This window comes from Pseudomonas kielensis, from assembly GCF_014236655.1.
Classification (GTDB): domain Bacteria; phylum Pseudomonadota; class Gammaproteobacteria; order Pseudomonadales; family Pseudomonadaceae; genus Aquipseudomonas; species Aquipseudomonas kielensis.
In genome coordinates, this window is record NZ_JACMYG010000007.1 from 132,084 (window position 1) to 143,357 (window position 11,274).

Here is an 11,274-nt window from a genome sequence, read left to right on the forward strand (position 1 = left end):
TATCGCCCAAAAAACCGTCGAGGCCTTGCGCGAGGCTCTAAACCGGGAACTTTTTCGTCGTGCAGGAGTACTCCCGAGCCACAAAGGGCTCAGGAATACGCGGTTTCAGAAGTGTGGAACGCAGGTGTGGCTAGTGTTTCTGCTTGCCGGCTGCGGCCGAAATATCATGCAGATGTTGCCGGGACAGGGCGAGGAAGCGTGGGGTGGGGCCGACGTCTTCGTAGAGCGGATCGCCCTCTTCGTCGGTGGCGATGACTTGCTGGCCCTTGATGTAGGGGAAGCTCGCTTCGAGTTCCTCCAGGGCGGCGCCAATCAGTTCCCCGAGCAACTCTTCGGGGTGGCGCTTGGGGTACATTTCGCTGAGTGCCGCCAGGCGTGCAGCGGCCTCGACGTCCAGGTGAATGCTGTAGCCGGTCTTGGTCAAACGGCCTTTGGCGGTTTCTTCCCAATGCTGGGCCAGTTCACGAATTTTCATAATGACCTCAATAATCACCTGCTCGTGACAGGGTGTGATGCGTCTACGGCGGTGGCCGATCGCAAGCCTGGGTATGGCTTACTCATGAGACTAGCCGCAACCGCGAAGGTTTAAAGTCGATTCGTCGCCTGCTTGTAAGAACCGGCTGCGAGCGGCACTCTTGAGCCTCAGGACTGCGCCTGATAGCTGACTGCCATTCGCTGGAGAACCGCTGATGACCGATATCGATGCACGCTTGCGCGAAGATGTTCACCTCTTGGGTGAGCTGTTGGGCAACACCATCCGCGAGCAGTACGGGGATGGGTTTCTCGACAAGATCGAGCAGATTCGCAAGGGTGCCAAGGCTGACCGGCGTGGCTCCATGGACGCCGAGCTGAGTGCCAGCCTCAACCAGTTGAGCGAGGATGAACTGCTGCCGGTGGCGCGGGCGTTCAACCAGTTCCTCAACCTGGCGAACATCGCCGAGCAGTACCAGTTGATCCATCGCCGCGACGAGTCGCAGCCGGCGCCGTTCGAGGCGCGGGTCCTGCCGCAACTGCTGGCCCGGCTGCGGGCGGAGGGCCACAGTGCCGAGTCACTGGCGCGGCAATTGGGCCGCCTGGAGATCGAGCTGGTGCTCACTGCGCACCCTACCGAAGTGGCGCGCCGGACCCTGATCCAGAAATACGACGCGATTGCCGCGCAACTGGCCGCGCAGGACCATCGCGACCTCACCAGTGCCGAGCGCGAGCAGATCCACCAGCGCTTGCAGCGTTTGATTGCCGAGGCCTGGCACACCGAAGAAATCCGCCGCACCCGACCCACGCCCGTGGACGAAGCCAAGTGGGGGTTCGCGGTGATCGAACACTCGCTGTGGCAGGCGATTCCCAATTACCTGCGCAAGGCCGACCTGGCCCTGCAGACCGCCACCGGCCTGCGCTTGCCGCTGGAGGCCGCGCCGATCCGCTTCGCCTCCTGGATGGGCGGCGACCGTGACGGCAATCCCAATGTGACGGCGGCGGTGACCCGTGAGGTGCTGCTGCTGGCACGCTGGATGGCGGCTGACTTGTACCTGCGCGACGTCGATCAACTGGCGGCCGACCTGTCGATGCAACGGGCCAGTGCGGCCCTGCAGGCCAAGGCCGGTGACAGTGCCGAGCCTTACCGGGCGGTGCTCAAGCAATTGCGCGACCGCCTGCGGGCGACCCGCAACTGGGCCCAGGCGTCGTTGGCAGGCAACACCCCGGCCGGGGCCGATGTGCTGCACAACAACCGCGACCTGCTGGACCCACTGGAGCTGTGCTACCAGTCGCTGCACGAATGTGGCATGGGTGTGATTGCCGATGGCCCGCTGCTCGATTGTGTACGCCGGGCCGTGACCTTCGGCCTGTTCCTGGTGCGCCTGGACGTGCGTCAGGACTCCTCCCGGCATTGCTCGGCGATGACCGAGATCACCGATTACCTCGGCCTGGGGCGTTATGAAGACTGGGACGAGGAGGCGCGCATCGCGTTCCTCATGACTGAGCTGCACAACCGCCGGCCGTTGTTGCCCAGCCACTTCAAGCCTTCGGCCGATACCGCAGAGGTTCTGGCGACCTGTCGGGAAGTCGCCGCTGCACCGGCGGCGTCGCTGGGCTCCTATGTGATCTCCATGGCTGGCGCCGCCTCCGATGTGCTCGCCGTGCAACTGCTGCTCAAGGAGGCCGGGGTGCTGCGGCCGATGCGGGTGGTGCCGCTGTTCGAAACCCTGGCCGACCTGGACAACGCCGGGCCGGTGATCGAAAAGCTGTTGCTGCTGCCGGGTTACCGCGCGCGTTTGCAAGGGCCCCAGGAAGTGATGATCGGCTATTCCGATTCGGCCAAGGACGCCGGCACTACCGCGGCGGCCTGGGCGCAATACCGGGCGCAGGAACGGCTGGTGGATATCTGCCGTGAGCAGCAGGTCGAATTGCTGTTGTTCCATGGTCGCGGCGGGACCGTGGGCCGTGGCGGTGGCCCGGCGCACGCGGCGATTCTGTCGCAGCCACCGGGGTCGGTGGCCGGGCGTTTCCGTACCACCGAGCAGGGCGAGATGATTCGCTTCAAGTTCGGCCTGCCGGACATCGCCGAGCAGAACCTGAACCTCTATCTGGCCGCTGTGCTGGAGGCAACCTTGCTCCCGCCACCGCCGCCGGAACCCGCATGGCGCGGCTTGATGGACGAACTGGCCGCCGATGGCGTGAGCGCTTATCGGGCTGTGGTGCGGGAGAATCCGCAGTTTGTCGAGTACTTCCGCCAATCCACCCCCGAGCAGGAACTGGGACGGCTGCCCCTGGGCAGTCGCCCGGCCAAGCGCCGGGCCGGTGGTATTGAAAGCCTGCGGGCGATCCCGTGGATCTTCGGCTGGACCCAGACGCGCCTGATGCTGCCGGCGTGGCTGGGGTGGGAAGCGGCGCTGAGCAAGGCGCTGGCCCGTGGCGAAGGTGAGCTGCTGGCGCAGATGCGCGAACAATGGCCGTTCTTCCGCACCCGGATCGACATGTTGGAAATGGTCCTGGCCAAGGCCGATGCGGACATCGCAAGGTCCTACGACGAGCGTCTGGTGGAGGCCGATTTGCTGCCTTTGGGTGCGCATTTACGCGACCTATTGTCGCAGGCCTGCGCCGTGGTCCTGGGGCTGACTGGCCAGTCGCAGTTGCTCGCCCATAGCCCCGACACCCTGGAATTCATCCGGCTGCGCAACACCTACCTCGACCCCCTGCATCTATTGCAGGCCGAGTTGCTGGCCCGCTCGCGGCAGCAGGAGGTGGCGCAGGGCAGCCCAGTGGAACAGGCGTTGCTGGTGTCTGTAGCGGGGATTGCCGCCGGTTTGCGCAACACCGGCTAAGGCCCGATGGGCATCCTCGGCAGCCTGCTCTGTCCGGCCAACCGGTCGCAGGGGAGGGCTGCCGGCGCCTGCCAGGCGACACTTTGTTATGGGGTTGCGACTTGTAATACCTCGTCGCAACGGCTGGGCCGGCGCGGGTTCCTCCGACTTTCGGCGGCTTGTGTGGGCCGTGCCTGCTGTGTATCTTGATCAGCCTTTGGCCGTTTGGGCGGCCCACGACCCTATTCTGAGATTGGCCCCACGCGGCGAATCCGATCGTTTATAAATAAGAAATTGAGGAGCACATCGATGCGCGTCATTCTGCTGGGAGCTCCCGGGGCCGGTAAAGGTACTCAGGCTAAGTTCATCACCGAAAAATTCTCCATTCCGCAGATCTCCACCGGCGACATGCTGCGTGCGGCGGTCAAGGCTGGCACCGAGCTGGGCATCAAGGCCAAGAGCATCATGGATGCCGGTGGCCTGGTCTCCGACGACCTGATCATCGCCCTGGTCAAGGACCGTATCGCCCAGCCGGATTGCGCCAACGGTTTCCTGTTCGACGGTTTCCCGCGCACCATTCCGCAGGCTGAAGCACTGGTCAGCGAAGGCGTCGAGCTGGACCACGTAGTGGAAATCGCTGTCGACGACGAAGAAATCGTCCAGCGTATCGCCGGTCGTCGTGTCCACGAAGCCAGCGGCCGCGTGTACCACACCGTCTACAACCCGCCAAAACTGGCTGGCAAGGACGACATCACTGGCGAAGAGCTGGTGCAGCGCAAAGACGACACCGAAGAAACCGTGCGTCATCGCCTGTCGGTCTACCACGATCAGACCAAGCCTTTGGTAGCGTTCTACCAGAATCTCGCGGCTGCCCAAGGCAAGCCGAAGTACAGCCACATTGCAGGCGTTGGTTCGGTTGAAGCCATCACCGGCAAGGTGCTTGAAGCACTGAGCTGATAAAGCTCACTGGCTTTACGTTCAACGGCCCGCTTGCGGGCCGTTGTTGTTTATACTGACGAACTTTTTTCTACGACGCTGACGGAAACATCGATGAGTACCTTGCTGGCCCTGGACACCGCGACTGAAGCTTGCTCCGTTGCCTTGCTGCATGACGGCAAGGTAACCAGCCATTACGAGGTGATCCCGCGCCTGCATGCGCAAAAGCTGCTGCCGATGATCCAGCAATTGCTGGCCGAGGCCGGCACCACCTTGCAGGCGGTCGATGCGATTGCCTTCGGGCGTGGGCCTGGGGCGTTCACCGGCGTACGGATTGCCATTGGCGTGGTCCAGGGCCTGGCGTTTGCCCTGGATCGTCCGGTGTTGCCAGTGTCCAACCTGGCCGTGCTGGCGCAGCGCGCGTTGCGTGAGCACGGCGCGACCCAGGTGGCGGCCGCCATCGATGCCCGCATGGATGAAGTCTATTGGGGTTGCTACCGCGAAACCGCCGGTGAAATGCGTCTGGTCGGCGCCGAGGCCGTGTTGCCACCGGAAGTCGCGGCGTTGCCCGCTGATGCTGCGGGTGACTGGTTTGGCGCCGGTACCGGTTGGGGGTATGCCGAGCGCATAGCCGTCAGCCTGAGTGGCCAGGACGCCGGCATGCTGCCCCACGCCCAGGACTTGCTGAGCCTGGCGCGGTTCGCCTGGGAGCGTGGTGAAGCGATTGTGGCTGACAACGCCCAGCCGGTTTACCTGCGCGACAAAGTGGCGACGCCCAAGGCCCGTTAAGCCTGGGTCAGCGGCTGTCATTGCAGCCAATCGTCAGTTTCCAGCCCGGGCTTTTAAACCTTTTGCCTTTTATGTGTTCTAGTTATCACTTGGCAGTTTGCGCGTCGCAGTAAGTGCCGCTAAATTGCCATCATTGATAACGAGTTTATCTCTATGCGCGTAGACGGTTTTTCCTCGCAGTCCTATCCCATCCCCCGCAAGCCTCGCAAAGGCAGTGCGACGGTGGACGAGTCCGTCCTGGACCACGACGATGAACCGCAAGTGCCCTCTGAAGAGCAACTGGCCGCCCGCGCCGCACAGCGCCAGAGCAACCTGCCCGCGCGCCCGCAAGACCTGCTCTACCACCGCGCCATGAGCCGGCATGTCTCCCTGGCCCTGGCCAGCTACCTGAGTACCGCCGCTTTCGTCGATTGGGACATGGAAGTGCTGGGTCTCGACCTGCACATCTGATGTCGCTGCCGTATTTCCTCGGCTGCCCGTCCTGGAGCGAAAACGCCTGGCGCCAGTACCTGTATCCGCAAGACGCCCGTCCCAACCAGTTCCTCGAACTGTATTCCCAGGTATTCAACGCCGTTGAAGGCAACACCACCTTCTATGCGCGCCCGGCACCGGCGACGGTGGCACGCTGGGCGCAAACCATGCCCGCGCACTTTCGTTTCACCGCCAAGTTCCCCAGCGATATCAGCCACGGCGGGGATCTGCGCGAGCACCTGACGGCCGCGGAGTCCTTCGTGCAATTGCTCAGCCCGCTGGGTGAGCGGGTGGCGCCGTACTGGCTGCAGCTGTCGAAGGCCTTCACCCCGCAACGCTTGCCGGAACTGGCGGGGTTCATCGACGGTTTGCAGCAGCCCCTGGCGGTGGAAGTGCGGCATCGGGATTTTTTTGCCAAGGGCGACGCCGAGCGCCAGCTCAATCGCCTGCTGCTGGCGCGTGGCGTGGAACGGATCTGCCTGGACCCGCGCGCGCTGTTCAGTTGCACCTCGCGCGACCCTGGGGTCCTGCATGCGCAGTCGAAGAAACCCAATGTGCCGACTCGCCCGGCAGCGTTCACCCAGTGCCCGCAGGTGCGCTTCATCGGTCATCCGCTGCTGCTGGCCAATGATCCGTTCCTGACGCCCTGGGTCGAGAAAATCGCCCAGTGGATCGAAGAGGGACGCACGCCGTACATCTTCCTGCACACCGCCGACAACCTGCAGGCAGCCGCCTTGGCACAGCACTTTCATGCCCGATTGATGACGCGTTTGCCTGGCTTGCCGGCGCTGCCTGAGCTATACAGAGAACCCGCCGCGGAGCAGCTTGGGTTGCTCTGACGACGGGCCAATCCCCCGCGACAGGAGAGAGCCAATGGCAACGCAGATCTTCAAAGCCCAAGCGTTCAAAGCCTTGCACGAAGGTCCCGGGACCTTTGTGATCCCCAACCCCTGGGATGCCGGCTCGGCCAGGATGCTGGCCAGCCTGGGTTACCAGGCGTTGGCGACCACCAGTGCCGGTTACGCGTTTTCCATGGCCCGCCCCGACGGCGCGCTGAAGCTTGAGGACACCCTGGCCAACGTCCGGGCGATAGTCGCGGCCAGTGACTTGCCGGTTGCCGTGGACCTGGAGAACGGTTTTGCCGATGACCCTGCGCTCTGCGCCGAAAGCCTGCTGCGTGCCGCCAGTGCCGGGGCCGTCGGTGGTTCCATCGAAGACGCCACGGGCCGCGAAGACGGCCCCATTTACTGCTTCGAGCATGCCGTGGCGCGCATCGAAGCGGCGGTGGCGACCGCACGCAGCCTGCCATTCCCCTTCACCTTGACCGCCCGCGCGGAGAACTACCTGCACGGCAACCCAGACCTGGCCGACACCATCCGCCGCCTGCAGGCGTTTGCCGAGGCGGGCGCCGATGTGCTGTATGCCCCCGGCCTGCGTACGGCCGCTGAGGTGCTGGCGGTGGTGCAGGCGGTGGCGCCCAAACCGGTCAACGTCCTGATGTCCGGGGGGCTCAAGCTCAACGTGGCGCAACTCAGCGAGATGGGGGTCAGGCGCATCAGCGTCGGTTCGGCCATGGCCTTGGCGGCCTATGGCGAGTTCTTCCGCGCCGCCCGGGAGATTCAGGAGCATGGCACCTTTGGCTTCACCGAGCGCTCGATGCCGTACGCGCAGGCCAATCAACTGTTCAAGGGCTGACTGACGGGGCGTGATGGTGAAGTGGCTGAAAGTCCTGGCACTGTTGTCATTGTTGGTGGGGGCTGTGATGTTCGGCGTCTGGCGTGGCTGGATTGCAGTGCCTGCGGCATGGAATCCCTGGGCGCCGCTGGATGTGCAGGCGGCGCCGAACCTGCTGACGCGCTACAAGCTGATGCGCCTGCGTGATAACCCGACACTCTGTGACCAGGTACTCGCCACTTCTGGCCTTAAGTTCAGCCGCCAGGCGGACAGCCCGGTCGATGCGGCCTGCCCGTTGCACAACACCTTGCGTGTGCAAGGTGGCGAGGTGGCGCTGAGCAGCAGCTTTCTCGCCAGTTGCCCCTTGGCGGTGGCCTTTGCCCTGTTTCAGCGCCACGCGCTGCAGCCGGCGGCTCAGGCGGTCTACGGCCAGGCGGTGACGCGGGTCGATCACCTGGGCAGCTTTGCCTGCCGCACTATGTACAACCGGGAAAAAGCCGCACGCAGCCAGCACGCCACGGCCAACGCCCTGGACATTGCCGGTTTTCGCCTGGCCGATGGGCGCACTGTCAACGTGCTGCGGGACTGGCCACAGGACAACACCGATGCGCGGTTTTTGCGCCAGGTGCGCGATGACGCCTGTGAGGTGTTCAACGTCGTGCTGAGCCCGGACTATAACGCCGCCCATCGCAATCATTTTCACCTGGATGCGGGGCCCTGGTGGGTGTGTCGCTGAGACTCAGGCGGCGATGCGCAGGTTGTGCAGGACGACCGGTCGTGCCCAGCGCGTGTCGAAGTCCAGTTGCTTCTGCTGTTCGACCAGTTCTTCCGGTGGATAGGGCGGGGCAGGCGGCGGCAACAGTTGCAGTTCGAACTCGGCGATCGGCAGGAACAGCGCCCGTGGTTGCGGAGCTGGCGATGGGGGTGGCAGTGGTTGGCCGGCGGTGAGCACCAGCGGGCGCAGCCACTCGCGGTCGAAGTCCTGTTGCGCTTGCTGGGCGACGATCTCGTCAGCCGGGAAGGGCGGGGCTGGCGGGTCCAGCAGTTCCATTTCGAATTCGGCAATCGGCAGGAACAACGGCTCGGGCGGGCGGATCTCGGTATCGACGACGTCGCATGCGCGCTGGCAGACGATTTCGTTGAGCAGCTCGGTGCCGCCTGCGGGCTCAATCGGACCGTCAATGGCAACGGGCGTGTAGTCGCCCGCCGCCGGTACCCGGTCACCCAACTGATCGGCCAGGGCCTGGGCAAAAAAATCCTGCCACAGGTGACTGACGCCGCTCAGTGTTTGGGTGTTGTGCCGGCTGTATTCGCGGTAAGGCGAAATAAACCCGGCGGGTACGTGTTGAATGTCTGACATTTTTCTCGGTCGACGCTCAGCTCTGGCAAAATGCTCGATAGTTTGGTTATCGGCCGTTTTTGCCGATCATTAATTTTTTGAGTGTGTTTTCTGATGAGTGAGCAACCTGCGGCCAGCCGCATCAAAGTCCAGGCCCTGGCGGATGGCTTTCAGGCGCAAGCCTTGCATTGGGCCGAGTGCCTGGGCCTGCCGCTGCAACTGGACGATGCCGAGTTCGCCCTGCAAGTGGGTGAGCAGGGCCTGCAGTTGCAGCAACTGGGGCCGGATGCGCCGGGTCCGGTGCGGGTGGACTTTGTCGAAGGTGGCGCGGCCCATCGTCGGTTGTACGGTGGCGGCAGTGGACAGATGATCGCCAAGGCGGTGGGCGTTGCCCAGGGCGTGCGCCCCAGGGTGCTGGATGCCACGGCGGGGCTGGGCAAGGACGGTTTTGTGCTGGCGAGCCTGGGCTGTGAAATCAGTCTGATCGAGCGCCAGCCGTTGATTGGCGCTTTGCTCGAGGACGGTCTGGCCCGGGCGGCAGAAGATTTCGAGGTGGCGCCGATTGTCGCGCGGATGCGCTTGCTCAAGGGCAATTCGATCGAGCTGATGCGCAACTGGGAAGGCGAGCCACCGCAGGTGATCTACCTCGATCCGATGTTCCCACACCGTGAGAAAACCGCATTGGTGAAAAAGGAGATGCGCCTGTTTCGCCCGTTAGTGGGAGACGACGCGGATGCCCCGGCCCTGTTGGAAGCCGCCCTGGCCCTGGCCAGCCACCGGGTCGTGGTCAAACGCCCCCGCAAGGCCCCCTGCATCGCCGGGCCGAAGCCGAGTCATGCGCTGGATGGCAAGTCCAGCCGGTATGACATCTACCCGAAAAAAGCCCTCAAGTCGTAAGCTGCAAGCTACATGGCTTGCAGCTTGTAGCCACCTAGGGCCTGTACGCCCGCATAAACAACCCCACCACTTCCTGCACATGGGCTTCGGCCGCCTCACCGATGGGCGGCTCGCCGCAGCCGTAGAGCAGACGGAAATTCCCCGCGCCCTTGAGCAGGCAAAAGAAGTGTTCGGCGGCATTGCGCGGCTTGTCGATGCGCAAGGCCCCCAGTTGGTCGATCTTGCCCAGCAAGCGCTCCATGCCGTTGAGCATCCGTTGCGGGCCGGCGTTGAAGAAGATCAGCGAGAGCTTCGGGTCCTGGCTGCCCAGGGCCATGATCAGGCGGTGCAGGTTGACTGATTCATCGCTGTTGATCAGTTGATGAAAACCCCGGGCGATGTTCAGCAATACATGTTCTACCGGCATGCCGTCGGGCAATTCGAAGTACAGGGTGGGCACTTGCTCTTCGCACTTGGCCATGACCGCGGCACTGAACAGCGTCTCCTTGTCATTGAAGTGGCTGTAGACGGTCAGTTTTGATACGCCGGCCTCAGCCGCCACCGCGTCCATGCTGGTGCTCGAATAACCGTTGCTCAGGAACAGGCGCTTGGCTGCCTCGAGGATCGCTTCGCGCTTGGCGAGATCTTTTGGGCGGCCCGGGCCGTTGGAGGGAGAAAGAGTGTCGGACATTTTTCGCTTTTAATACTGGACTGGTGAGTTTGCTATTAATAACATACCGCCCAGTATAATTATTCCAAGCACCATTAGCGAAAGGTCGCTCACCATGTTCCGCTATGCCTTGCCCCTCGCGTTGCCAGTCAGCCTGGCGCTGTTATTAACGGCATGCGGTCACGAAGAGCCGGTGCAGGCCACCGTACGCCCGGCCATGGTGGTCCAGCCAGAGCCTTCGGCTCAGGCGCTGGACAGCTACCCCGGTGAAGTCCGCGCGCGTTATGAGCCGGACCTGGCCTTTCGCATCGGTGGCAAAGTCAGCCGACGACTGGTCGACGAAGGGCAACGGGTCAAGGCCAACCAGGCACTGGCCGAGCTCGATCCCGAGGACGTGCGCCTGCAACTGGACGCAGCCCGGGCCCAGGTCGCGGCGGCAGCGGCCAACCTCAACCTGGTACGCGCCGAACGCGACCGGTACAAGACCCTGATGGAGCGGCAGATGGTCAGCCGCTCGCAGTATGACAATGCCGAGAACCTCTACCGCTCCGGTGAAGCACGCCTCAAGCAAATCAAGGCGGAGTTCGACGTGGCCAGCAATCAGGCCAGCTATGCGGTGTTGCGCGCGCCCCAGGATGGGGTCGTGGCCAAGCGCGCAGTGGAAGTCGGGCAAGTGGTGGGCGCCGGGCAAACGGTCTTTACCTTGGCCACCGATGGCGAGCGTGAGGTCCTGATCAGTCTGCCGGAGCAGCATTTTGGCCGGTTCAAGGTCGGCCAGCCGGTCACGGTCGAACTCTGGACCCAACAAGGACAGCGATTCGCCGGCACGATTCGCGAGCTGTCGCCCGCCGCCGATCCCAAGTCGCGGACCTTCGCGGCGCGTATCACCTTTACCGCCGGCAAGGTCCCGGCCGAACTTGGGCAAAGCGCCCGGGTGTTCATTCAGAGCGCCGATGCCGTTGCGCTCACCGTGCCGCTTTCGGCGCTCACGGCCGAGAACGGTGCCACCTATGTCTGGGTCGTGGGTGCCGACAATAAACTGAAAAAAGCCCCGGTGCGGGTCGGCGCGTTCGGCGAAAAAACCGTGCCGGTGCTCGAAGGCTTGAACCCCGACGACTGGGTCGTGGCGGCCGGGGTGCATGTGCTCCTTGAAGGCCAACAGGTGCGACCGGTGGATCGCTCCAACCGCGTAGTCAATCTGGCGGGCAAGGAGTAATACT

At 63.6% G+C, this 11,274-nt stretch carries 12 protein-coding genes; 9 read left to right on the plus strand and 3 right to left on the minus strand.

From position 1 onward, the window contains the following. Positions 1–130: 130 nt before the first annotated feature. A complete protein-coding gene (locus H7995_RS09460) occupies positions 131–475 on the minus strand; it encodes a pilin assembly protein (protein ID WP_166588586.1) in 345 nt (114 codons plus the stop codon). 214 nt (positions 476–689) lie between these two features. Here H7995_RS09460 and ppc point away from each other — a divergent pair, with 214 nt between their 5' ends. From ppc to H7995_RS09495, 7 genes are all read left to right on the plus strand, one after another. Then, positions 690–3,320, plus strand: coding sequence for a phosphoenolpyruvate carboxylase (gene ppc, locus H7995_RS09465; protein ID WP_182343649.1), 2,631 nt, complete (start codon positions 690–692; stop codon positions 3,318–3,320). A gap of 288 nt (positions 3,321–3,608) precedes the next feature. Then, on the plus strand, positions 3,609–4,256 hold the full coding sequence (gene adk / locus H7995_RS09470; RefSeq protein ID WP_166588584.1) for an adenylate kinase: 648 nt from the start codon (positions 3,609–3,611) through the stop codon (positions 4,254–4,256). Between the two features lie 93 nt (positions 4,257–4,349). After that, a complete protein-coding gene (tsaB, locus tag H7995_RS09475) occupies positions 4,350–5,024 on the plus strand; it encodes a tRNA (adenosine(37)-N6)-threonylcarbamoyltransferase complex dimerization subunit type 1 TsaB (protein ID WP_166588583.1) in 675 nt (224 codons plus the stop codon). Between the two features lie 153 nt (positions 5,025–5,177). Then, positions 5,178–5,474, plus strand: coding sequence for a hypothetical protein (locus H7995_RS09480; RefSeq protein WP_166588582.1), 297 nt, complete (start codon positions 5,178–5,180; stop codon positions 5,472–5,474). Further along, positions 5,474–6,334 carry a DUF72 domain-containing protein gene (locus H7995_RS09485; RefSeq protein WP_185818271.1) on the plus strand — a complete coding sequence of 287 codons (861 nt, stop codon included), beginning with the start codon at positions 5,474–5,476 and terminating at the stop codon, positions 6,332–6,334. Before H7995_RS09480 ends, H7995_RS09485 begins: the two co-directional genes overlap by 1 nt. Positions 6,335–6,368: 34 nt before the next feature. Then, positions 6,369–7,190, plus strand: a complete 822-nt coding sequence (locus H7995_RS09490; protein WP_182343652.1) for an isocitrate lyase/PEP mutase family protein — start codon at positions 6,369–6,371, stop codon at positions 7,188–7,190. A gap of 13 nt (positions 7,191–7,203) precedes the next feature. Further along, on the plus strand, positions 7,204–7,905 hold the full coding sequence (locus tag H7995_RS09495) for an extensin-like domain-containing protein (protein WP_206684524.1): 702 nt from the start codon (positions 7,204–7,206) through the stop codon (positions 7,903–7,905). A 3-nt stretch (positions 7,906–7,908) separates the two neighbouring features. On the opposite strand, the gene H7995_RS09500 is transcribed toward H7995_RS09495, so the two are convergent. Beyond that, entirely contained in the window at positions 7,909–8,529 is a 621-nt protein-coding gene (locus H7995_RS09500) for an energy transducer TonB (RefSeq protein ID WP_185818272.1), read from the minus strand. A gap of 93 nt (positions 8,530–8,622) precedes the next feature. On the opposite strand from H7995_RS09500, the gene H7995_RS09505 reads away from it, so the two are divergent. Further along, complete coding sequence (locus H7995_RS09505; protein WP_166588578.1) at positions 8,623–9,405, plus strand: class I SAM-dependent methyltransferase; 783 nt, start codon at positions 8,623–8,625, stop codon at positions 9,403–9,405. A 34-nt stretch (positions 9,406–9,439) separates the two neighbouring features. On the opposite strand, the gene H7995_RS09510 is transcribed toward H7995_RS09505, so the two are convergent. Continuing rightward, positions 9,440–10,075 (minus strand): TetR/AcrR family transcriptional regulator, encoded by a 636-nt coding sequence (locus tag H7995_RS09510; RefSeq protein WP_185818273.1) that lies wholly within the window; start codon positions 10,073–10,075, stop codon positions 9,440–9,442. Between the two features lie 94 nt (positions 10,076–10,169). Between H7995_RS09510 and H7995_RS09515 the strand changes: the two genes are divergently transcribed. After that, positions 10,170–11,270, plus strand: a complete 1,101-nt coding sequence (locus tag H7995_RS09515; RefSeq protein ID WP_166588576.1) for an efflux RND transporter periplasmic adaptor subunit — start codon at positions 10,170–10,172, stop codon at positions 11,268–11,270. The last annotated feature ends 4 nt before the right edge of the window (positions 11,271–11,274 follow it).